14 protein-coding genes are annotated in these 25,964 nt (G+C 46.2%); 9 read left to right on the forward strand and 5 right to left on the reverse strand.

Annotation, left to right across the window (positions count from 1 at the left end; genetic code table 11):
* From J9B83_RS12725 to J9B83_RS12760, 8 genes are all read left to right on the forward strand, one after another.
* On the forward strand, positions 1–13,502 hold a 13,502-nt coding region (locus tag J9B83_RS12725), incomplete at its 5' end, for an Ig-like domain-containing protein (protein ID WP_211537242.1).
* An 80-nt stretch (positions 13,503–13,582) separates the two neighbouring features.
* The gene (locus J9B83_RS12730; protein WP_211537243.1) at positions 13,583–14,866 is read left to right on the forward strand and encodes a TolC family protein; all 1,284 of its coding nucleotides are present in this window, start codon (positions 13,583–13,585) and stop codon (positions 14,864–14,866) included.
* On the forward strand, positions 14,859–16,115 hold the full coding sequence (locus J9B83_RS12735) for an HlyD family secretion protein (RefSeq protein ID WP_211537244.1): 1,257 nt from the start codon (positions 14,859–14,861) through the stop codon (positions 16,113–16,115). The genes J9B83_RS12730 and J9B83_RS12735 overlap by 8 nt, the downstream gene beginning before the upstream one ends.
* A 3-nt stretch (positions 16,116–16,118) precedes the next feature.
* Positions 16,119–16,535, forward strand: coding sequence for a hypothetical protein (locus J9B83_RS12740; RefSeq protein ID WP_211537245.1), 417 nt, complete (start codon positions 16,119–16,121; stop codon positions 16,533–16,535).
* A gap of 11 nt (positions 16,536–16,546) precedes the next feature.
* A complete protein-coding gene (locus J9B83_RS12745) occupies positions 16,547–17,005 on the forward strand; it encodes a hypothetical protein (RefSeq protein WP_211537246.1) in 459 nt (152 codons plus the stop codon).
* Between the two features lie 99 nt (positions 17,006–17,104).
* Positions 17,105–19,045, forward strand: a complete 1,941-nt coding sequence (locus J9B83_RS12750; RefSeq protein ID WP_211537247.1) for an EAL domain-containing protein — start codon at positions 17,105–17,107, stop codon at positions 19,043–19,045.
* Positions 19,038–19,940 (forward strand): hypothetical protein, encoded by a 903-nt coding sequence (locus tag J9B83_RS12755; protein WP_211537248.1) that lies wholly within the window; start codon positions 19,038–19,040, stop codon positions 19,938–19,940. Before J9B83_RS12750 ends, J9B83_RS12755 begins: the two co-directional genes overlap by 8 nt.
* 12 nt (positions 19,941–19,952) lie before the next feature.
* Positions 19,953–21,905 (forward strand): ATP-binding cassette domain-containing protein, encoded by a 1,953-nt coding sequence (locus J9B83_RS12760; protein WP_211537249.1) that lies wholly within the window; start codon positions 19,953–19,955, stop codon positions 21,903–21,905.
* A gap of 14 nt (positions 21,906–21,919) precedes the next feature.
* Here the strand turns inward: J9B83_RS12760 and J9B83_RS12765 are convergent, their stop codons facing one another.
* Entirely contained in the window at positions 21,920–22,291 is a 372-nt protein-coding gene (locus tag J9B83_RS12765; RefSeq protein WP_211537250.1) for a glutathione S-transferase N-terminal domain-containing protein, read from the reverse strand.
* A 215-nt stretch (positions 22,292–22,506) separates the two neighbouring features.
* Here J9B83_RS12765 and J9B83_RS12770 point away from each other — a divergent pair, with 215 nt between their 5' ends.
* The gene (locus tag J9B83_RS12770) at positions 22,507–22,758 is read left to right on the forward strand and encodes a TIGR03643 family protein (protein WP_211537251.1); all 252 of its coding nucleotides are present in this window, start codon (positions 22,507–22,509) and stop codon (positions 22,756–22,758) included.
* Between the two features lie 148 nt (positions 22,759–22,906).
* Here the strand turns inward: J9B83_RS12770 and J9B83_RS12775 are convergent, their stop codons facing one another.
* The 4 genes from J9B83_RS12775 to J9B83_RS12790 form a co-directional block, all read right to left on the reverse strand.
* Positions 22,907–23,110 carry an RSP_7527 family protein gene (locus J9B83_RS12775; protein WP_211537252.1) on the reverse strand — a complete coding sequence of 68 codons (204 nt, stop codon included), beginning with the start codon at positions 23,108–23,110 and terminating at the stop codon, positions 22,907–22,909.
* Between the two features lie 129 nt (positions 23,111–23,239).
* A complete protein-coding gene (locus tag J9B83_RS12780) occupies positions 23,240–23,767 on the reverse strand; it encodes a hypothetical protein (RefSeq protein WP_211537253.1) in 528 nt (175 codons plus the stop codon).
* A gap of 164 nt (positions 23,768–23,931) precedes the next feature.
* Entirely contained in the window at positions 23,932–25,698 is a 1,767-nt protein-coding gene (locus tag J9B83_RS12785) for a sodium:solute symporter family protein (protein ID WP_211537254.1), read from the reverse strand.
* 5 nt (positions 25,699–25,703) lie between these two features.
* Positions 25,704–25,964 (reverse strand): DUF4212 domain-containing protein, encoded by a 261-nt coding sequence (locus J9B83_RS12790; RefSeq protein ID WP_211537255.1) that lies wholly within the window; start codon positions 25,962–25,964, stop codon positions 25,704–25,706.

Genomic DNA, 25,964 nt, shown 5'->3' on the forward strand with positions numbered 1-25,964 from the left:
GCTTCAGTGACAGCGATAATCTCACCAACATGACCACCCCGACCTTCACCGGTGCAGCGGAAGCGGGCACGGTAGTGTCTGTGTTGATCAATGAAAAAACCTACAGCACCACGGTCGCTGCAGGTCAAACCACCTGGTCGATCACGGTTCCTGAGTCCGACGCTTTAACCGACACAAGTGGTGATACAGAGAGCGGTACAGATTACGGCTACACCATCAGCGCCGTGGATTACGCGGGCAACATCGCCACGCCAGTGACCGGCACACTGACACTGGATACAAGCAACCCAACGCCGTTAACCGGTGGCTTAAAAGCCGATGCGACTAACGACACCGGCCGCGAATCAGACGACACCATCACGAATAATCGCTTACCGGTGTTTGAAGGCACGGTAGAAGAGGGTGCGAAAGTCACCTTGAAGATCAACGGTGGGGTATACCAAGCGACCGTGACCGGCACCACCTGGACCTACACCTTACAGGCAGGCGAAATCCTGCCGGCCAATGGCACGCTCAATTACACCATTGAAGCCGAAGACTCCGCGGGCAATATCAGCAGCATCAGTCGCGCTATCACGGTGGACACGACGAATCCAGCCGTGACCAGTGCTCTCGCGGCAGAGAGCGACAGCGGCGTGTCGAACAGTGACAACCTGACCAACGACACCACACCGACCTTGAAAGGCACCGCCGATGTAAACGCGGACATCGTGGTGACGATCTCAAGCACCGGCAAAACCTACGAAACTCAAGCGGACACTGATGGCAACTGGAGCATCACAATACCAGACGGGGAAAAACTGAGCGAAGGCGAGCAAAACTATACGGTCAATGCGACCGACGTGGCGGGCAACACCACCACGCTCAATGGCGACCGCTTTACCGTTGACACCACAGCCCCTACGACTCTAACGACGGACTTGGCCACGGCCAGCGACAGCAGCGATGCGCGTAATGCCACAGGCACCAACAGCGATGGCATCACGAATGACACCACACCGACCTTAACGGGCGCGGTGGAAGCGGGTTCGACGGTCAAAGTGACGCTAATAAATGGTGGCACTTTTGACGCCACCGTGACCGGCACTACCTGGAGCTACACGCCTAGCGCCGACTTGCCACAAGACACTTACGACTACAGTGTGGTGGCCACGGACGCCGCAGGCAACAGCACGGCTCCCAAGACCGATTCGTTCACTATCGACACACAAATCGCCAGCTTCACCGGTCGCTTACAAGCGGCCTCGGACACGGGCGACAGCAACGCAGATGACTTGACCAAAACCACCCAACCGACCTTCGCAGGCAACGTGGAAGCGGGTTCTGTGGTCATCCTGAGCATCAATGGTAAAAGCTACAACGCCACCGTCGACGCCAGTGGTAACTGGACAGCACAAGTGGGCGACGCACTCACTGACACAACTCATACTTACACCTTAACCGCGGTGGATGTGGCGGGTAACGAGCAAGTCTTGTCCGGCAGTATCACAGTAGACACCCAAGCACCGACTGAAGACTTCAGTATTGGGCTTTTGTCATCAAGTGATACGGGATCAAGCAATACGGACAAAATCACCAACGACAAGACGCCGACACTAACCGGGACGGCTGAAGCGGGAGCGACAGTCGCTTTATCAATTAATAATGTCGTACGCACTGTTCAGGTGTCAGATACCGGGACATGGAGCGTGACTTATCCCGAATTAGCGGACGGAGAAAATATCGTCACTGTTTCTGTTACCGATGTCGCCGGAAACGAGGCGACCATGCCTGACTATGTGTTTACTCTGGACACAGCGACGACTGTCACTGCGCGTTTGGACGCCGATTCTGATACGGGTAATTTGAACACAGACAGTATTACCAATATCGCCACACCGACTTTTTCAGGGTCGGGTGAAGTGGGCGCTGCGATTGCTTTGTTAATTAACGGTAAAACGCATACGGGTACGGTTAGTTCAGAGGGTACTTGGAGCATTGCTGTGCCTGCGGTGGATGCTTTGGACAGCAACTCTTATGACTATAAAGTGACGGCAACCGATGTAGCGGGCAACGAAGCGATAGCAGAAGGCACTGTTTTAGTGGACTTATTGTCACCGACGATCAGTTTTGATCAGATTGCGGCGGATGGGGTGTTGAACATCGTTGAGTCTGGTAAGAGTCTGACGATCACGGGGACAACCACGGATGTTGAGAACAATCAGATATTGTCTCTGTCTTTAAATGGTGAAAACTACACAGCTTCCGTTATCGGTAATGTGTTTTCTATCGTGGTTCCAGTTGATGACGTAGCGGCGTTAACGGCAGAAGATTACACGGTCACGGCGAGTGTAAGTGATGTGGCGGGCAACAGCGCCACGAAAAACGCGAGCTTCACCACCGACTTATCGGCGCCCGTGGTGACCATTAATATAGTTGCAACAGATGATTATATTAACCTTAGCGAATCTGGTCAGGCGGTGATTGTTTCTGGCACAGCCGCTGGAGCCGAGTCGGGTCGTACAGTAGAAGTGACATTGGGTTCGAATACCTACGAAACAACCGTGGATGAAAACCAAAACTGGTCGTTAAGTTTGACCGTTGAGCAAGTGGCTTTATTGCCAAATAACGCCACTACCGTTGTTTATGCACAGACGACAGATGAAGCAGGTAACGTTTCTAATCTAGCAAGCCGTGACGTCTATAAAGACATTACGCCGCCGACACTGGCCATTAATAATATCGCCGAAGATAACGTGATCAATCTGCAAGAATCCCAGGAAGCGATGACCATATCGGGCACGGTATCTGGCGTGGCGGATGGGCGTGATGTCTCGGTGGAATTAAATGGCAAAACCTACACGGCGGAGATCAGCAATGGCAATTGGTCGGCTGAGATCAACAGTACTGATGTTGGTGCGTTAGCCGATGCTAAACCTCACAGTGTTGTGGTATCGGTATCGGATGTGGCCGGCAATATCACTACGCAATCCAAGTCCATTAGTGTGGATAAAACAATTCCTGAAATCAGCATCAATACTCTTTCCGGTGATGGTTATTTAAACGCGACGGAAGCGGGCCAACCTTTGGTGATTTCTGGCTCAACTGTGGGCGTGGAAAATGGTCAGTCAGTGAGCGTTTTACTCAATGACGTGTCCTATTCAACTACGGTGACCAATAATACCTGGACGATTCCTGCGTCTGCCTTAGCCGATGCCAATCTTGTGGATGGGCAAACCTATACAGTAACGGCGAATGTAAAAGACATCGCGGGGAATGCGGCGGTTGAAGCTACGGCGAACTTGGTCACCGATTACACCAAGCCAAATCTGACCATCGACTTATTGTCTGATAATGACTATATCAACGCAGCTGAGTCCTCAACAGCGCTGTTGGTGTCTGGTACGAGTGATGCCGAAAATGGTCAAACAGTGACACTGACACTGGGTGATTACACAACGACCACGACAGTACAAAACGGTGTGTGGTCTAAATCGATCCCTGATTCTGTGATCAGCGGATTGGACGATGGCGATTACTTTGTGGTCGCTAACGTCACTGATGTCGCGGGCAATGAAGCGGATACGGCGACACGAAACGTCACTGTGGATACTTCTGTCCCAGTGATTACGGTGTCGACAATTGCCCAAGACGGATTGCTCAACACGGTTGAACGAGATGCTGGCTTAATCATAACGGGCACTACGGATGATGTGGCCGATGGGCAAAAAGTACTTGTCACGCTGAACAGCAAAACCTACGAGGCGATTATTGCCGATAACGCTTGGTCGGTGTCTGTTGTTGCTTCGGATTTGAATGATCTAACCGACAACACCACCTATCCAGTGTCCTTGTCAGTCAGTGATTTAGCCGGTAACACCGGAAACAAATCTGAGACGTTAAGAACAGACTTTACCCCGCCGACCATAGAGATTAACGATCTTGGTGACAATGTTCTGAACATTGCTGAACGTGGTGAGGCACTAGAGATTACCGGCACCACAGGAGACGCAGAAGTAGGGCAGCAGGTCACGGTTACTTTTAATAACCAACCTTATTACGGATCGGTCGCCAGTGATGGAACCTGGTCGGTGACAGTGCCAAGTACGCGCCTAAGTGCCCTGAATGACGCGACGTCTTACACCATAGAAGCCAATGTGTCGGATGTGTCTGGTAACCCAGCGCCGTCGGCAACCTTGGCTATCACTACCGACTTCACTGTGCCTGTGGTGAGCTTCAATGCTATCTCTGAAGATACGTCACACGATTACGATGAAACAACAGAAACCGATTTTTACACATCGGATCAGTCTCTTACGCTATTGGGAACAACGGAAGCGGGCGCTACCGTTAGAGTCTATGACAGCGAAAACCAACTGCTAGGTCTGGCAACCGTTCAGGCCAATGGTGCGTGGTCGTATGCGCATACCAACACATTGGCAGAGGGCAGTCATGTTTTTAACGTGATCGCGACCGATGCAGCGGGCAACAGCAGTGATGTTGCACAGCGCACCATTACCATTGATACGTCTGCACCCACGGTGTCTATTGTGGGTATTTCCCCAGACTCAGGGGCCATCACAGACGACGGTATTACCAATTCTCAGACATTGAAATTTAACGGCACAGCGGAAGCCAATGCTTGGGTGGTGGTGTCGGTAAATGACAGTGTGATTGGGCAAGTAAAAGCCGACACAGGCGGTGTCTGGACATTCGATTACACGAGCACCACTTTGGCAGAAGGGGAATACACGCTGAAGGCGACCTCGGTTGACCAAGCAGGCAACACCAGTAGCGCGGCGGAGTTTGCTTTCGAAGTAGACACCACTAACCCAATTGGTAGTTTTGTGAGCATGTCGACGGATTCAAACATCACCAATGATTGGATCAGTTCAGACACTACCCCAACCTTCAACGGCACGGCTGAGCAGGGCAGTAAGGTACAGCTCTATGTGGATGGTACGTTAGTGAAAACCATCGCAGCGATGCCGGAATCGGCAAGCTGGTCGATCAGTTTTGCTGAATATAAAGCTCTTATCGGAGGTGTTGATGCTCTGTCTGAAGGCAGTCATAGCTTGACTATGAAGCTGACCGATGTAGCAGGTAACACTGCTTCCTATAGCAAAGGCTTCAGCATAGACAGCGAAGCGCCAGACGTCGCCATAGTGAGCATCAGTAATGATACTAATGTGGCGGGTGATTTTTATACCTCGGATGGCACCTTAACCTTCACTGGTACCGCAGAAGCTGGCGCGAGTGTTCTGCTCGAAATTGGCAGCAATGAAGTCGCTACTGTTACAGCAAACTCGGAAGGTGTATGGAGCTACGAATACACCACAGATCTTGGCAGCGATACCTATACGCTCACGGCCACCGCGTCCGATGTGGCAGGCAACAGCAAAACCGCGACGCAAAGCTTCACTGTCGATAAAGTTAATCCAGATGCGTTGAGCGCAAGTTTGGTGACAGATTCTGGTATTAGTGCGGAAGATTTTATTACCCAAAATGGTGAACTGACCATTAGCGGTTTAGAGACAAATGCCACCTGGCAATACAGCACAGATAGCGGTGCGAACTGGTTAGCGGGTTCTGGAGATAGCTTTACCTTAGCGAGCAATACCACTTACGTGCAAGGCACCGTTCAAGTAAGACAGTTTGATTTGGCAGGAAATGAGTCGGCGGCATGGTCGAACGCGTCGGCCATCGTGATTGATAATGAGGTAGCAACGCCAACACTGAGTTTGCAAAATGACACAGGTTCTCAAGACGGTGACTGGGTAACGCAAAATCGTCAGATTAACGTGGCGGGTTTGGAATCTGGCGGCACGTGGGAGTATTCATTGGACAATGGCAGTACCTGGACAACGGGCACAGGCACTTCTTTCACTCTTGCGGACAATGCAACCTACTCCAGTGAGCAGGTACAAGTGCGTCAAAAGGATGTGGCGGGCAATGTTAGCTTATCGGTAAAAGCACCGGCCATCACCATCGATAATACCAAGCCTGCTGTTGTGACGGTGACTCTGGATGCCGATACCGGCCAAAGTGCCACCGATTGGACGTCTAACAACGGCAAGTTGAATGTGTCTGGCGTTGAAGCGAACGGCAGCTGGTTCTATCGAACTTCTGCGGACGGTGTTTGGACAGAAGTGACCGCCAGTTCTTCCTTTACATTAACTGAAGGCGTGTATGAAGCGGGTTCGGTACAGGTGAAGCAACGAGACTTGGCGGGCAATGACAGTGATGTTTGGACGAACGAACAGTCGATTATCATTGACCAAACACCTTATGCTGCACCAACCGTGGTGTTAGAAAATGACGAGGGTACGCTGGACGACGATTGGGTAACCAACGACGGCACCTTCGTGGTGGGGAACATCGAAACCAATGCCACCTGGGAATACAGCACCAACAATGGTGCGTCTTGGACGCAGGGCGTGGGCACCAGTTTTGATGTAGCGGAAGGCAGCTACAGTATTGGCGCGATTCAAGTACGCCAAAGCGATGTATCAGGTAACGTGAGCACCAAGTGGACATCGACTAAAGCCTTGGAGGTAGATACAACCATTCCTGCAGCGCCGACCGTTGGCTTGGTAAAGGATACCGGATCATCGAGTACGGATTGGTACACCAATGATGGTGAGGTTCGTGTATCTAACCTTGAAGTTGGCGCCACTTGGAAATATTCCCTAGATGGCGGTACTACTTGGAATGCGGGCGACAGCGACACCAATATATTCTCTTTGACGGATAACACCACTTACGACGCTGGTGAAATACAAGTACGCCAGTACGACCTTGCGGGTAACGAAGGCACAGTGAAAAGTCTGGGGCAGGTGGTTGTGGATGTAACGGCACCTGTTACACCTGCCGTGGCGCTTGAGGAAGACACAGGCTCTAATACTTCTGATTGGATAACCGGTAATGGTCAATTAAATGTGACCCTAGAAGAGGGCGCTATCTGGTATTACAGTCTCGATAGAGGCACAAACTATACGCTAGGAACGGGCACCAGCTTTACTCTTGAAGAAGGCAGTTATGCCTCTGGTGAAGTGCGTGTGTACCAAGTCGATAAGGCCGGTAACGAAAGTACTAGATGGGAAAGTCCTATTATTCAGGTCATTACCACGCCACCAACCGTAGACTCTGTGGCCCTAGTATCAGGCAATGATACAGGGCTAAGCGCCGAAGATTTTATTACTAAGCAACAGTCTTTGACCTTTGAAGGCACCACCTCTGGCAACGTGGAATTTGTGACCATTAACTTTAATGGTAGCCAAGTGGATGTCACTGTTGAGGAGGGGGAGTGGAGCTATGGTCCGACTGAGAATTTAGTGGCTGATGAGTACACATTTGAGGTCTTTGCCACCGATATTGCCGGCAACACCAGCGATACGGTGACGCAAGCGGTAGTGATTGACACCACAGCACCTGCAGCACCAACGGACATAGTGTTGACTACAGATTCTGGCACAGAGGGTGACAATAAAACCAACATCACTAAGCCTTCTTTCCAAGGCAGCGCCGAGCCCTTCTCTGAAGTCACCATGACGTTTGATTTAGGCAATGGCGTGACGCAATCTGCGACCGCCATTACCAATGGCAGTGGCGTTTGGTCGTTAACGTTGAGTGAGGCCCTTCCGGAAGGTACCCGCAGCTACACAGCGACAACCAAAGATGTAGCGGGGAATGTGTCGGAGGAATTGGCTAGCGGGTCGGTCATTATTGATACGACTAAGCCGATTGTGTCTGCCGTTACCTTGTTTGATGACGCAGATGTTGAGTTAGACGATTGGCTAACCAATGACGCGATAGGTAATTATAAATTAACGGGCACGGCAGAAAGTAACGCCACTATCACCATTTATAAAAATGGCAGCCCGTTAGGAACAGCCACGACAGGTGATGACGCTAACTTCGAGTTTAGCTTCGGCATTGGCAGTTTTGCTGAAGGCACTTTTGCTATTAAAATTGAGGCAAAAGACGATGCGGATAACATCAGTACAGCCTTCATTAAGAACCTAACCATAGACAGAAGCATCAGTTTGACCGGGGGATTATCGGCCGAGTCTGATACCGGTGTGTCGAACAATGATGGCAAAACACAGAGCACCTTACCGACCTTCTCCGGTACCACAGATCCTAATGCGACGGTGACAGTCAAAATTGGTAGCGGTGTTGGTGTTGATGTTACTGCCGACGCTGGTGGTGCTTGGACCTATACGCCAAGTGTTGAACTGGCAGATGGTACTTACACCTGGGTTATTTCAGCGGTAGATGAAGCCGGTAACGACACCAACCTTTTGGATACAAATTTAGAAGGCGCCTTGGTCGTCGACACCATAGCGCCAGCATTAAGCGGCGTGGCAGTGGAAGCCGACTTTGTTGACGGCACAGACGACACCACCAACGATCAGCAAATTGCCATTACTGGGGTGAGTGAAGCGAATGCCTACATTACCTTAGACATTGATGATCAAACCTTTACAGCCACCGCCGATGGCAGCGGCAACTTCAGGGTGGAAACCACGACTCTAAATTATGCGGAGCATACTTATACTGTGACGGCGACAGATGCGGCGGGTAACGCCACTGAGTTTGTCGATATCTTGCTCATTCAACCTGACTTTATTGCGATTGAGTTCTTTGTTAAAGACACCACCAACTCAGGAAGTGAGCTGGATTATTTGACCAATTTCGAGCGCCCTACCATTGAAGGGGTGGCGACACCAGGTTCCACTTTGACCCTGACAATTAGTTATACCCTTGAAGGCGAGGGTGAAGAGGAAGACTCAATTGAGGAGTGGGGATCTTACACGACCACGCCAAATTCGTCTGGTGGTTGGGAAATTTCCATAGACAAAGATTTACCCGATGGTGAATACACCTTTACGGCTTCCTCTGTGAAACCCGGTGTGGATTCGGATGAAGAAGTTCATACGGTTACCATAGATACGCAAAATACGCTTACCTTTGGGTTGAGTGAATCGACCGATTCGTCTGATGGTAACGCCATTACGAACGCGTCTTCGGTTGAAATCACCGGTGAATCGGATCCTGATTCAAATGTGACGGTGGTGATTTATGATTCAGAAGGCGTGGAATTATCGAACTTAAGTACAGTAGTAAAAGAAGATGGCACCTACTTACTGGCGATTCCTGGCTTGGCAGAAGGCAGTTACACCTACACAGTAACCTCGGTGGACAAAGCCGATAACAGCGTGGGTGGCGATGCGAATTATACAGGATCCTTTACGATTAACCGTGTGCCACCAACGATCACTGGGGGATTGTTGGCGGAAGACGATACGGGTGAGTCTGACAGCGATGGTGTGACATCGATTAGTACGCCAAGATTTGCTGGCACCATCGAAGGGGATTACAACGAGTTATACATCACATTGAATGGCGAAAATTTATACATCTATCAAGAAGATGCAAATGGTGATGTGATTATTGACTTGGTCGATGAAGATGGAAATTGGGTTCTTCCTATCAGCGAAGAATTAGACGATGGATACCATAATTACATCATCACTGCGACTGACAGTGCGAATAACGAATCTAAAATTCAGGATTCGATTCGAGTTAAAACCGATATTCAGTTTACCACCTACTTGGTGGGGGATTCGGGTGAGTACAGTACTGACTTTATTTCTAAAGAAACCAGCTTGGTCTTTAAAGGACTGACTGAGCCGGATAACAGTATCGAAGCTAAGTTGTACGATTCAGAAAGCGTCTTGCTGAAAACTCTAACCTTAACAGCGAATAACTCAGGTTATTACACCGCTGACTTTGGTGAGGACTTTGCGCCCGGCACTTACAGTGTGGTGTTTGATGTGTCCGATGCGGCTGGAAACGAGTACAACGACATAATTGATGAAGTGGTGATTGACACCGCAGTTACTGATCTGACCATGAGTTTTGACAGTACCTCGGATACGGGCAACATCGACTTGTGGGGAGATGATGTTCTTTCTGATGGGGTTACTAAAGTATCGAATCCGGTGTTTGCCGGTAAGGGTGAACCTGAATCCATTATTACCATTACACTTAACGATGCATTAGGAAATCAACTGGATGAAGAAACGGCCTTTGTAGGGGACTCCGGTAACTGGACATACAGCCCAGGAATCCTCGTTGATGGCAGTTACACTATTTCAGCGGTTGCCAGCGATGTGGCGGGCAACGTATCAACCACGCCCGCTGAGTTGGATTTCACGATTAAAACATCTATTCCGACATTGACATGGGGAATCGATTACGACACCAACGATGATGGCATTATCAACGAAGCGGAATACGCAGCGTCAGCAGTACCAGGAACCGTGCGTTTTTCTGGCACAGGGGATGTGGGGGATAGAGTTTCCTTGATCATTTCTGGTCAAGAATATACGGAGAATGTTAAAGCGGACGGTACCTGGATCATAGATACACCTGAACTGTCAGACTTAAAATACAATTTCCAAATTCAAGCAGAAGACATTGCAGGTAACGTCAACACGGTGTATGACAGCATCATTCTAGACTCGGGCATTAGCGCGAGTGTTTGGATGCTAGAAGCTGATGACACAAATTACAAGTTAGATGAAATCACGAGCAACACCAATCCAGGCTTTGGTATTCTGTCCGAGAAGGACAACCAAATGACGGTGATTGTACGCAGTGGCAGTGCCGATGGTGAAATCTTATACCAAGAGGATTTTACGGCGCTGTCTAATTCCTTCACATGGAAGTTACCAGACGGCCAAACTTATGCTGATGGTACCTACTACATTCAAGTGTTCGCCACGGATATTGCGAACAACGAAGAATCCTCTAGTAATTTAAAATTTGTTATCGATACTTATGTGTCTCCACAGGCCGACGTGCAAGTGAATTACAATAACGAAAACTCTTATCGTGCTGCGACTACGGAAGATGACGGAGACGTTTATTACACTAACATCAGCCAATTCAGCATTCTTAGTAACGTTGAAAGTGAAATATCAACGATTTCCATTACGGCTGTCGATACTGAGCTAAGCGGTGATTGGACTCGCTTGAGCTCGGATAAATTAAGCAATACCTTCACAACGCGTTTGCCTGAAGGGCTTGTAGATGGCCAGCATGAGTTGCTGATTACCTGGACAGATCGAGCCGGTAACACGACCTCATCAACCATTACTGTTGATGTAAACAATAAAATTGATGTCTTTACTTGGGAGGTGAGTAACTTCACCAAAGAGGACGGGCTTTATTATGGTGCTAGTGAAGAGGCTGTGTTCAGTGGGCAAACAGATGTGGGTGCCGTGGTAAAAGTGGTTATTGGCAATGATACTTTCACTCAAACAGCGGACAGTAACGGTGATTGGAGTATAGATGTCACTGGTTTGAGCGACGGTGTATTGCAAGCTGAGGTATCAGTCAGTGATAAATGGGGTAACTACAGGGAGTCGGGTGAACAAGTCTTTGTGGTGGATACCTTTGCGCCAAGTTTTACTTACGAGAGTGTTACGGATCAGGATACGTCGGAAGACATTCTTTGGAACAGCGGCGCGCGAGTCTTGTCGGGTCGTGCTGAGCCAAATACCACACTGACTATTTCTATTGATGGAGCCGATGAAATTGACATTAGCTTGGATGGATCGGGCTATTGGTCATACGACATGGCGGGGTTGGCTGACGGAACTCACAGCATCTTATTGAAAGACACAGATTTCTCTGGTAACGAGACAGTGAAAAACTTTGATGTGGTCATCGATACGACAGCGCCAACGGCTACTATCACCCTTGATGATACTGTATTGACGGTGGGCGATAGCACGCTGGTGACCATTAACTTCTCAGAAAGTGTCAATGATTTTAGCTTAGAAGATTTGATCGCTGATAACGGCGTGCTGAGCAACTTTGTAAAAGTCACTGACACCGAGTACACAGCGACATTAACACCAACGACAAATACCGATGAAGTAACTGGTAATACGGTGCGCTTAAGTGTCGATTACACGGATTCAGTCGGCAACCAAGGTACTATTAAAAGTAGCGAGACCTACACGGTAGACACAAAATTGCCATCGGCCACTATTACTCTAGGTGATACTGTATTGACGGCGGGTGAAACCACGCTGGTGACGATCGACTTCTCAGAAAGTGTTAATGGCGTTACTTTGGAAGATTTGACCGCAGACAATGGCGTGTTGAGCGACTTAGTGGAAGTCAGTGATACTCAATACACAGCGACATTAACACCATCGACGAACACCGAAGCAACCGGCAATACGGTGCGTTTAAGCGCGAACTATACCGACGTCGCTGGTAATACGGGTACCATCGCAACCAGTACAACCTTCGCTGTGGACACACTCGCACCGACGTTGACGTCGATTACCTTGTCTGATTCAGCCTTAAAAATGGGTGAAACAGCAACCGTAACGCTGCAATTTAGTGAAGCCGTGAGTGATTTTGCTTTAGAAGATTTAACTACGGACAATGGCGTGTTGAGCGACCTGGTGAAAGTCAGCGACACCCAATACACAGCGACCTTAACACCATCGACGAACACCGAAGCAACCGGCAATACGGTGCGCTTAAGCGCGAACTATACCGATGCCGCTGGCAATACGGGTACTACCGCGACAAGTACAACCTTCGCTGTGGACACACTCGCACCGACGTTGACGTCGATTACCCTGTCGGATACTGCACTGGCCATCGGTGAGACAGCCACGGTTACGTTGCAGTTTAGCGAAGCCGTGAATGACCTTGTATTGTCTGATTTGACGTCTGACAATGGCGTATTGTCAGATTTGGCACAGGATTCGCAAGACGGCAGTCTATGGACGGCCACCTTCACCCCAAGTACTGATATAGAAGACACAACGAATGTCATCACCTTGGCAGATGGTTTTACCGATGCGAATGGCAACACAGGCGTGGGGGGCAGCAGTGATGAGTATGAAATCGATACGCTTGCACCCACTGTTACCCAAAGTGGTTTAACGCAAGGTACAGACTCTGGTCTGTCTCAAACGGACAACATCACCAATAATAATCAGCCGACGTTTGAAGGTACGGGTGAAATTGGTGCGACGATTACAGTGACCATTGAGGGACAAAGTGCCACGGCAACCACAACGGTTGCTGCAGATGGAAACTGGAGTGCCACATTAGACAGTGCCTTGCTGGATGGGAATTACCAGTACACAGTCAGCGCAGAAGACAGCGCGGGCAATAGCACTGAACTGGCGAGCGATAATTTGACCATTGATACAGTTGCACCAACAAGTAGTGGCAGCACGACACCTGCTGATGGTGATACCAGTGTGAGTGGCAGTCTACCAAGTGAAGAAGGCGCCTTAATTGAGGTTACTTTGGACGGAAGTGATTATGGTAGTACAAATGTCAGTGCTGGCGGCAATTGGTCAATCAGTGGCGCGACCATAAACAGTGGCGCTGATGGCGCAACAACGGAAGTGGCAGTGACAGTAACGGATGTGGCGGGCAACAAAGACGACGAGCCTGCAGACGTTTACAACCTTTAAAAATGACCATTGATAATAACAGCCATATTAGAAGCAGGTTTGGTGCATGACCAAATCTGCTCTGATAAAAGGAGCAGGCATTGCGTAGTAGTAAAAAATACCTCTTTGGAATGGGGCTGTTGGTAATGGCCTGTCGGGTACAGGCAAACGAGTATCCGATTGGATTAGAAGAAGTGTATCAGTCGGCTTTATCAGTATCGAATGAGTATCGAGCACTGGAGCAAGAGTCTCGGTCCGCCAAGGCGCTGAGCGATTCAGAAAATAAGTATTATTTACCTACTTTGTCTTTAACGAGCGAGTGGTACCAATACTATGGTGCTGAAACTCCAGATCCAGAAGAGGAGGATACGCTTAAACTCAACGCCGAAATCAAGCTTTGGGGTTCTGGCGTGGCCGATAAAATTTCTGCCGCGGGCAGCAACTTAGAAGCGTCGCAGCTGTTGGTGTTTGGGGAATCCTTGTCGGTTTATCATACCGTATTGCGTTACCTGGCTAAGATAGAGCGCACTCGAGTGTTTTTAGCTGACAACGAGAACATCGAACGACGCTTGAAAGTGTACCTTGAGAAGCAGCGTAATTCGTCCATCGAGGGGGCGTCTGCAATGTCTAGCTTGAAAGAAGCCGAACTGGAATACAGTCGCTTTAAAGACTCAGTAGATCGAATTCGCGCCAGTATCGATCAAATGTTCCGCAGCTTGCGAGAAGAGACCAACTATCAAACTGACTATCCAAGAGACGTGGGCATCAGTGTTGCTATGCTTGAACAGCTGCTGGCTCAAGATATAGCCTCGATTACTGAGATGAACATCGTTCAGAGTAATCTTGAATTGCGTAATCGAAACCTATTGTTGGATTATCAATTAAAAACCGCCAAAGCGCAGCGTGAGCGATTCACCGTTTCCTTGGTGAATGAAACGCAATTTGAGGTTTTTGGCAGTGATGATTGGGATTCAGGCGAGACCAAAACGGATTCTTATATTGGTTTTGAAGCGACTTATGACTTGTTTAACTACCAAAACAGTCAAGGTCAAAAGTCTGCCTATCATCTGTATGATGCAGAAAGTGAGCGGGTTGATTTATTGCGCTTGCAGCTCATTTCACAGCTCAATTCCTTACAGAAAGAATTTTTAGACATCAAAGATAAGCGAGAGTCTTTGATGGAACAGATCCTGCTCAATGAAGATTTGGTCACAACGCAGGAAAGTGAATTATTGATCGATAAACTAGAATACGTGGACATAGTGCAGAGCTTATCAGGGTTGAGCTCTTCTTATACCACCTTGCTTGATTACGAATTGTCTCTTATTGATGCTGTGGTTGATACCATGTCATTGCGTTCAGAGAAGTTTGCTAGCAATGACTAAGTCTAGGTCGTTTTCTTTGCCCATAGCACTGCTTGTTATTGTTGCCGTTAGTGTGTGTACTTATCTGATTTTCTTCAAGAAAATTGAAGTAGTTGCACCTGGGCAAGGTCTTACTGGTATCAATGAAAGTAATGTATCGCTTAAAAGTCCTTCAAACAGTTATGTGGTGGATATGTTCGCGTCGGTAGGAGATTTAGTACAAAAAGGGCAACCATTGCTTGAGTTTCGTAACCTGCAAGACGAGTATCAACTGCAAGAAGTATCTGAACGACTTGAACTAGACCGAGCTTTATTGGCTGAATATCGGCAAGAAAAATGCTTTCTAACCAGTGATGTGTTCAATCAAGGAAATAGCGCTACTGATAAGGCGTTTCATGCTTCCCAGTGCGGTGGTGATGCCTCCATGGGTGGCTCTGGTGGCCAGTACATTCTGAACTTCTATCAAGACTATCTTCAAGAGCAGAGTTACATTTTACAGTTGGAGCAAGAGAAAAAGCGTCACAAAGAAGAGTTACTTAATAAAAAAGAAGTGTTAAGTAAAAAACGCCGTATTTTGATTCGTGGTGGTGGCGAAACCTTGCGGTTATATGACATGGATACAGAGCTTAGTGATTTAAACAGTGAGATTATTTCTTTTGAAATCAGTAAACTAGATACTCAAAAGAACTTAAATGACAAGTTTATGACTTTTCAATTACGCCGTTCAGAGCGAGTGCTGACCCTAGATGAAAAGTTAACCGAGCTCAGCGCTGACATTGTGCAGCGTAAGTATCAAAAAGAATTGCTTGAAGAGAAAAAGAAAAACGCCATGATTCGCTCTCCCTTAGATGGCAGCGTATTAGAGTTGACTGAAGGGGTCGCCATCGGAACCTTTATTCAGGAAGGTAACCCTATTTACACTCTAAAAAAACGCGGAGCGTCACAAGAAGTGGTGGCCAAGTTTGAATCTCGTTACCGGTATTTTTTAGAGATTGGTCGTGAAGTGAAAATTATGACCAACTCCACTGGATTCAGTAAAGCCTTTACTGGGGTAATAAAAGACATCAGTTCAGATTCGTTACCTTATGAGCCGGGCGAAGAAAATGGTAAGCGTTATTATCGTGTTGCTATCGAACCGAATGATGAGTTTTTAAAATTACAATTGAACCTAGGTATCGATGTGAATGTTATGGTAGTTGAAAATGAAATTACAGCGTTTGATTATATGTTGAGCGTTATTCCCGATGTCTTTAATTTTAAAGTTTGGTAGATTATGATCGGTTTTGTGTCTGCTATATCTGCTTCATTAGCCATTATTATTTTGGTTGTTATCTCTTCGTTGATTGGATACGTTCAATCTATTATGCCAGCCAAAGGCTTGGTTAAAATTGATGAAAATAAATATCGTTATGTGATGGAAGGCAAGTTTGTGAATCCGGATTTGCTTGAATTAGTCGTTATTGAAATTGAAAGTGCGGGCATCGCGAGTCGTGTTACTTCATATCAAAATGGTTGCAGTTATGGATTCAATACTAAGCAACGTGAGATGGAAGAAGTCGCTACTTATAACTATTTAGTCTTAAACCAATATTTTCAAAAAAGTTTAAAAATTGACACCATTAATAACTATAAAGCCGATGATGTATTAAATACTTGTTACATTGATATCAATTTACGCTCAGCACTTTAAAAGGATGAACTATGGACGACGATACGTTAGCCCCCTTTGTAGATGCTTTGGCGTCTGCGTTAATTATGATGGTTTTGGTAGCGATTTTCTTCTTGGTACAAACGGCCACTTCTCTTACCGCCAGTGCAAAGTTGGCGACGATTAGTGATCGTAATATAGATGAAGAAAAACCTTTATTTACGCCAATTATTTACCGTGACGTAGTGGAATATGACCTTGAGAAAAACACGTTAAAGTATATTGTCAATTTTAAGTTAGATGATGTGCATAAAGACATGATTAAAAGCAAAATGGATGGGGCGAAATCGTTAAAAATCACAGTGAGAAGTAACGACGATAAGAAAAAAAGCGTAGTGAATATGTTATCTTTTCTTCGCGCCATGAGTTTACCTGCTGGATTAGACGTAAAAACAGAGGTTCTTACTTCTAATTCGGTGTTATCGAGTTTGACGTGGGAAGTGACTCAGTAATCAATAAGCTAAAAGAATATGGTCACATATAAGGTAGTGGTTTTACTTTAAATGTGAAAGCGAATTTTAAAAATGATAGAGTATTAAGGGTTTAAAAATATGCATCTGATAGGCTTATTGTTTTACATCGGTATCCCGATATTTGCTTACTATGTTGAGTCAGCACGGGACTTTATTATTACGTCCTTTAATTTATCACCAGAAATCACGGTGTTGATTGGCATCGCTTATTTATACCCACTTTCTGTATTTTTAATGTCTGTGGTGTTTAAAAACAAAGGTTTTGCCAATATTACCTACTTCCGATCTCAAGTTACTCTGTCTTCTACTTTATCGGTTTCTTTTGGTCTGATTGGTACTTTCATTGGTTTGTCCCAAATGATCGCAGGTATTGCAGCCGGCATGGGCGCTGATGGGGACTTTACCAGCAAGATGGCGTCTTTGTTGGGAGCGATCAGTACCGCGTTGGATTCCATGTCTTTGGCTTTCTTAACCTCGATTCTTGGGGTGGGGGCTTCTGTTGCCATTCTATTTTCGTCTAACTATTTGGCGTCTTTTTATCGTGAAAACGATGATTTAAAACAAAATGAAGGCTCTGGTTCTGGTCCAGGTGTAAACGCCGATTTTGAGGCCGACGACAAGCAGCAAGAAAGCTTAAACAACATTAAGCAGTATCTTGAGCAAACTTTTGAATTAACGTCTGACAAAGAAAAAGTATGGTCTGATTTGTACTTAATGCTGGAGAAGAATTCGGGCTCAGAATTAGCCAATACACTCAGCGACAACATTCAGACCAATAGCCAAGCTATGACGGCGGTAAAAGACGAAATAGGGCATCTGCGCACCGATCAACGGGCGCACCAAGAAGTCACTGAACAAGTGTTTACCAATACGGTTCAGCAAATGCAGCAAGAGTTTGATGGCTTACGAACCGATCAGCGTGCACATCAAGCCGCTACTGAAACCGTGTTTGACAAGATGGCGCAACAAATGAAGGATGAGTTCACCGAACTCAAAGACAGCCAGCAAACGCATTTGCGCACTACAGAAACCATTTTTGGCCAGATGGCGGATCAAATCGCTAATCACACACAAAGTAACAATGCGACTATGTCTGAAATGCGTAACGCCATGATCATGATGGCTGAGACCACGCAATGTGGTCACGAAGCATTGAGTCAGACCATCGCAGACACTTCCCATCAGCTCTCTTCAGTTGCCAGTATCTTGCATGATTTGCGTATCCAGATGGCGATTCCCCTTGAAGAATCATTAGCGAATGCTTTGCGGGAAAATGGCTTGGATCTGGTGTATCAGGTGCAGGCGGATGGCGAAGGAAAGGTAATGGGAGCCGAGGTTTATGTGCGCTGGAATGAGCCTGTGCGTGGTTTAGTACCAAGTTCTGTGTTGTTTGATGTAGCCGAAAAACACGATATGTTAGTTCAGGTGGATCGTTGGGTAATCAAGGCCGCGGTTGAACAGGTATCTGTATGGAATAAGCAAGGCGTTTGGCAAACAGGGCAAACTATGTCTATCAATATTAGCCATAAAACACTCGTTGACCCAGGTCTACTGAATTATATTGAAATATTATTGGAAGATCATGATTTAGAAGCCTCGTGCTTCGCTTTTGAAGTCACTGAAAATACCATTATGAATTACCCTGAAGAAGCTCGCGACAAGGTGCGTCAAATTTCGCGCCTTGGTATTAAAGTATTCATCGATGACTTTGGAACAGGGTATTCTTCTTTGGTGAATTTGAAGAACTTTAAAATTGATCGACTCAAAATTGATAAAGGCATTGTACAAGACGTGCTGGAGTACTCAGACCAAAAAGAGTCTATTATTCGTTCCATCATGAATATAGCCGGTGAATTAGACATTCAGGTATCTGCAGAAGGTATTGAGACTCAAGAGCAATTGGATTTATTGTCTAGCGTTGGTTGTTCTATGTTCCAAGGTTACTTCTTAGGGCGACCCCAAACAGCTGAAGACTTCGAAGCTAGCTCTTTAGTCTATACTGAGGCGACGAATGCTTAAATTAGTTCAAGTCTTAGAAAAGCGCGTGGGTCTCATGTGGGCATATGTGCTTTTATTTATGATTACTTGGATCATTATGAGCGTGGTGATGATGTTTATTCAGGTCAACACCATCGCGAGTGAGTATCATAAAACGGCAAAACAATGGCGTGGGTATTTGTCAGATTATCTATCACAGCGTGCAACGGATTTCGATTTTCAGCAAATCCAAACAATTTCGTCTTCAAAGTTTGATCAGGGGCAGTTGGAACAGGGGCTGCTGGGAGTGACTCTGGTATCCGGCGAGCCGACACGGGGGCTATTGAAAATGATCCCTCACAACAGTTTTAGGCACCTTAATGTGTTGTCTACCACGCAAGAAGTATCTTCCCAAGTTATTACCGATATATACCCAGAAATTGGCGTGAGTACCTTATTTTATCGTGTGGACATCAGTGACTTAGACACAATCCCTTTAAAAGTCAAAGACAGTACAAGACGATTTTCCTATGCTTTTCTGTATACGGAAGAGCGGTACTTTGTGCTGTTAAGCGAGTACTTTGCTGATAACAAGACCATTGCCACTTCGCTGTATAATCTAGATGGAATCTGGACCAATTATGTCACAGAAGCATTTCATAACAGGGCTATGTACCTTCAGCGTGAAAGTCGTTTCGGGACCGTGGAATTGTTTAAGCAGCCTGTACATTACATACACGATGTTAAAATGGCGTTTGACTGGAGTGAGTTTGGCATTCCCGTGCGTTATTCGGTCACGGTTCCTGTTTCTTGGCAGCACTTGAGTTTCATTAAGATTTTTTGGCAAGCTAGCTTGATTAGTATTCTGCTGTATATATTTTTGTTCTTCTACAATCGTTATGAAAACAGACACAGTAGGCAGAATACTTCCTACTGATTGGAATGGATTATGAAAGAACAATTGTCGCGTTTAATTGAACAATCTGGAACAGAATTTGATTGGAAGGCTTACAAATACGTCAGTGAGCACGCATTAGAAAAAACCTTGAGTGAGACAAATGCGCTTTTTTTAGATCCGTTTTTCAATGTATCTTTGCATAAAAATGTGTTTACCCAGCTTCGACATCTCCCTGATTTGTTTTTAGTCAATCTTGATCAGGAATGGTTGTGTGTACGGCGTTCTGATGACCATTTTATTATTGAAGGACGCGCGCCGCTTTCTCAGGCGCAAATGAGTGATTTAGAGATTATTTACCTAGACGAAGTGCCGAAAAAACTCACCACACATGAGGTGCTACGAGTGCTATTCGATGCGTTTCCTCGGGTAAATGGGTTGCTGTTTTTGTTGGCACCTTTCGCTTTGATCCCTGCTTTTTATGCGAATTTATTTAACACTCGGATGATCTATAACGACGCTTCCTATACTCTGATTTTTATCACTGGCTGCTTTTCTTTGTTGTGGTTTACGGAGTTCTTTGTCAAAAAGTGGGTCAAGTTTAAACACATTAAAGTGGTCGATGAAAAATCCATTAAAGTAGAGAAATACCTTTTTTCATTGTTGTCTTTTAGTCGCTTGCCCAACAACTTGGTGAAAGCGCGACAAATAGAAACTAACCGGCGTGTAGTATGGGACAATCTTGCGAGTCTTATCACCGACGTTGCTGTGTTTTTGGTGGCGTATCTTGCGATTACCGCGGTATTAGGCTTTGCGTCTTTGTATTTGTTGTTGTTTTATTTAGCCGCAGCCAGCGTCTTGGTGTGGGCACGCTATAAAAATTACAAAGCCTATATAGAGCACGAATCGTCTCAGCAAGAAATGTTAACCGAAAGAATTTCGGTATGTGGCAACGCACAACAGTTGCGATTTTACGATTTTGAATCTTCTTTTTCTGGTTTTGAACAAGCCTGTCAAAAGATATTCCACTCCGATAAACGCATCAGTCATGTGAATTTTCATTGGGATGAAATTGTCCGTTACACGTCTTTTTTATCTAGCTTTTGTTTGTTCTTGGTGATGTTTTATCAGTCAAAAATAGATATTGGCGTGTTGGCAGTATTGATTGCCTTGTTGGTGTTAAATGGGCGAATCTCTGCGGCGCTAACTTCTGGTGTCAGCAAAGCTTTTCAGTTATTGGTGTCGCTTTTTCATTTACGCAAATCCTTAGAGCCCCTGCTCGACAGTATCAGTGACAATGGTTACGCCCGTGGTTTGAAGATCGATACGATCAGCACCATCGACATTAAAAACGTCACTGTTAATGTGGCAGAGCAGCCTTTGTTGCGGGATATTAATCTGAGCCTGCGTCGCGGGGAAAGTTACGCCGTTGTAGGGGGAATTGGTGCCGGAAAGTCGACATTGCTCAAGGCGATCGTCACACTGCACGACGATTACCGAGGCAGTATTATTTACAACAGCCTTTACGATGCGACCACCATAGATCGACATGTTTTTGCCGACAGCGTGGTGTACCTCGATATGAATTCTGGTTTTATAAAGGGCAGTTTATTCCATAACTTTTATATTCGTGGTGTGCGCAGTAAAGATCGTATTATTCAGTTGGTGCGATCGGTGTTTTCAAACGTGAATGTGGATTACGAGTTCTTGTTTAAAACCGATATTACTGATATTCCCATGTCATCGGGGCAACGGCGCAAGTTGATGCTTTATATGAGCATTAACGAGCATAAAAGCTTGATTATATTGGATGAAGCTTTGATTAACTTGTCGCCGGAAGAGATTCTAGCGATTCGTAAATACATCGCAAAATTGGCACCACAAGCCATTTTATTGATTGCGACTCACGATCGCATGATCAGTAACATGATGCCGAATGTGATCAAGGTGGAAAACAACACGGCTGCTTTAGTAAAAAGCAGCACAGTGAAGGTGACTGTCAAATAGAGCGTGTTTTGTGTTTAGGCAAAACGCTTTTCTAAGTAGGCAATAATATCAGATGATTCGTACATCCATTCCACTTTGCCTTCTTCTTCGATGCGCAGACAAGGCACTTTAATACGTCCGCCGCCTTGCTCTAATTCTGCACGGTGCGGTGACCCTTCAGACGCATTGCGCATCTCGATAGGAGCGTTCAGCTTGTAAATAGCACGGCGTGTTTTGATGCAAAAAGGACACGCATAAAACTGATACAAAGACAGTGCTTTCGCTTGGCTATTCACGTCTTGCTGTTTTTCAGGAGAGCGCTTTAATTTGCCGCCTCGTGTTATTAAATCAACAAGGACAATAAGAGTACCTAATAGGTTGCGGATCAATTTGATAAGAAATGACATGTGAGTTTTAGCTCGCTTTAAGATGGGCTATTTAAAAGGGTAGTAATATTCGAGCTGCCATTCTAGCGTTAAAGTGCCCAAGATTTAAGCACTGTTCAATAATTCTTGAGTTACTCCATTTCGATCATTTGCTTAGGTCATCTGCTTTCACCTTTTGTGCGTATTGAACAGACGCATAACGGTTGTGATTAAGATTGAAACAAGGATATTAAGCTATGGCACTTTCTGTAAGCGAAGAATCAAGAGTCATTGAAATGGCGTGGGAAGACAGAACCCCATTTGAAGCCATCGAAGATCAATTTGGCATGAATGAGCAACAGGTCATTCGTTTCATGCGCCGTACTTTGAAGCCAGGGAGTTTTAGATTGTGGCGTGAAAGGGTGTCAGGTCGTCAAACGAAGCATTTGCAATTGAGAGATCCGGCGGTAAGCCGAGGCTATTGTCGAGCTCAGTACAAGCCAAGATAAACTAATGTGGAAAAGGTCGATACAAAGAAAAGTGCGTGAAAGAAAAGGCAGCGCTTTGTATTGTTATTCTAGCGCTATTTCCTAAAAGACAGTAAAGAGCTTATGTGCTGACTTAATGTCTATCTAAACGGTAGATAAGTAGTAGATATTAAACGTGCTGTGCAGAAGAAGAGGTCAAAACCGCTTTTACTTTAGCAACGGCATTTTTAATGTTTTGAATACCTTCAGCAACACTTTCAGCGATATATTCAGCACGTTCTGCACGGGCAATCGCTTCGTATTTCTCGTTTTCGGTTAGGTAAGAAACATCAACAGTATTCAGTAGTTCGGCAACAGATTGAGTGTTTTTCATGGTAGATTCCTCTTTTATCAACAATGGATCTTGCTTCCAAAACACGCTTGTTTTGGTATTTGTATGATAAAAGAGAATGCGTTATCTAGACAAACGATAAAAAATACCATCACACCTGAAAAAAACTAATCAAACAGGGTTATTGCATACTGCTTTCAGTAATAAATCATCGCTTTCTAATGGGTGCCAAATTGGTTCTGAGGCGCCGTTCTTAGGGGATGCTGCCGTAAATGATTGGGTGAAGTCGGCTCGTGCACCTTGTACACAATCTATGATTTGAGGGACGCGTTTGGCCATATGACGGCGCTCGAAGAAGTATAAATCCACCAAAACCAAGTTTGGGTCTATTTTGTTTTTCGCTGAGTTTTCCACATCTGCTGCAATAAAGCGCATGGTTTGTGGGAAAACATAGCTCCAAGGGCGCCAAGGGGCCTCTTCTTCAACGGCTTTTACCACAACAACACCCTCTGGCAGTAAGCTGGTTTGATGATTGTACCAGTCGTATTCACCTTGCACTTGAAAGCCAAGCATGGCACTGCCTGCAAAGACGGGAACTAGCCATTTTGGTGCGGTTTGTTTGGTGATTTTTCTCAGTAATAAAGCAATACCAGCGCCACCAACGCCGGCAAAAATGGTAGCAATGAGTTCCCAAATCATAGGTATTCTCTTTTTAATCGTGATGAATGAAGTGCCATAAACCAGTCACCAAAAAGTCTGGGTAACCGGATAAAGCGTTAATGAGTATAAGGGAAAAAAGCCCTACTTATTGGTAAGACGAACAAGTAGGGCTTTTACAGAGCAGAGGGATAAATGGCTAACCTTTAGTGGTCAACCGCACCGCCTGCACCTTGTGGGTAACGTACACTTTCAACAAGGTCTTGGATTTCTTTTGGTGGCGGTGCTGTCATAGAAGAGACAGTGAAAGCAACCACAAAGTTAATCACGGCACCAACAGCACCAAATGATAGCGGAGAAATACCAAACAACCAGTTATCAGGTGTGTTCGCAAAAGACGCTGTACCTGGGATGAAGAACCAACCTAGGAATAGGAAGATATACACCAAGGTACACACCAAGCCTGCTAGCATACCTGCGATGGCACCTGTGCCGTTTACACGTTTAGAGAAGATACCCATCATCAAGGCAGGGAACAAAGACGCCCCTGCAATACCGAAGGCTAAAGCAACCACCTGCGCGGCAAAGCCGGGTGGGTTCATCCCGAGATAGGTCGCCACCACAATGGCGACAAACATGGACACCCTCGCCACTTTGAGTTCGCCTTTGTCACTGATATTGGGGTTGATCGAGCCTTTTATTAAGTCATGACTGATGGCGGACGATATTGCCAACAGCAAACCCGCGGCGGTAGAAAGCGCGGCGGCTAAACCACCCGCTGCGATCAGACCGATTACCCAGCTTGGAAGATTAGCAATCTCTGGGTTCGCTAATACCAAGATGTCACGGTTAACGTCTAGCTCATTGCCTTCCCAACCGCGAGCGGTAGCTTCTTCTTGGAACGCAGGAACATCGTTATAGAACTGCACACGACCATCGCCGTTTTTGTCTTCAAACTTGATTAAACCAGTGGTCTCCCACGTTTGTACCCAATCAGGACGCTCAGCGTATTCAATTGGTTGCTCAGTTGGACCTGAAGGGTAAATCGTTGTAAGTAAGTTCAAACGTGCCATAGACGCTACAGCAGGAGCCGTTAGGTACAACAAAGCGATGAACACAAGTGCCCAACCTGCAGACCAGCGAGCATCGGCTACTTTTGGTACGGTGAAGAAGCGAATGATAACGTGAGGTAGACCCGCGGTACCTATCATTAACGATAAGGTGAACAGGATCATATTCAGTTTGTTATCCACATCGGCTGTGTAGTCTTGGAAGCCAAGTTCACGAACCACTTCGTCCAATTTTTGCAACAGGGGAATACCTGATTCGGTGTGATTAGAGAAAAGACCAATCGCAGGAATAAAGGTATCGGTTAATTGCAACGAGATGAACACAGCAGGAATGGTATAAGCGATGATTAACACCACGTACTGGGCAACCTGTGTGTAAGTAATGCCTTTCATGCCGCCAAGTACTGCATAGAAGAACACCACCACCGCAGCAATGATCAAACCTGTGTCGTTGTCTACTTCAAGGAAGCGAGAAAACGCTACGCCAGCCCCTGTCATTTGACCGATAACATAAGTGACCGACGCAATGATCAAACAAGCTACCGCGACCAAACGAGCGGTTTGGCTATAGAAACGATCGCCGATAAAGTCAGGCACGGTGAACTTACCAAATTTACGCAAGTAAGGGGCCAATAACATGGCCAGTAACACATAACCGCCAGTCCAACCCATCAGGAAGGTAGAGTTAGCGTAACCACCAGCCGCGATAAGACCCGCCATTGATATGAAGGAGGCCGCCGACATCCAGTCAGCCGCGGTTGCCATGCCGTTTAGCACAGGGTGAACACCGCCACCTGCCACGTAAAATTCTTTAGTGGAACCGGCACGAGCCCAAATCGCAATACCGAAGTAGAGCGCAAAGGAGCTGCCGACGAAAAGTAAGTTGATAGTAAATTGATCCATAGTCGTTACTCCTGCAGGCCAAATTCTTCATCAAGTTTGTTCATTCTCCACGCATAGAAGAAAGTCAAAATGATGAAAACGATGATGGAACCTTGCTGAGCAAACCAGAAACCTAGGTCGGTTCCTCCGATATGAATGCCTGAGAGCATGGGACGTAGTAAGATGGCGCAACCGTAGGATGCTAAAGCCCAAACCACTAAGCTGCCGAGAATCAGCCTGAGGTTTGCTTGCCAGTATTTTTCTGCATTATTGTTATTTTCTGACAC

This window comes from Marinomonas vulgaris (assembly GCF_018145875.1).
GTDB lineage: Bacteria > Pseudomonadota > Gammaproteobacteria > Pseudomonadales > Marinomonadaceae > Marinomonas > Marinomonas vulgaris.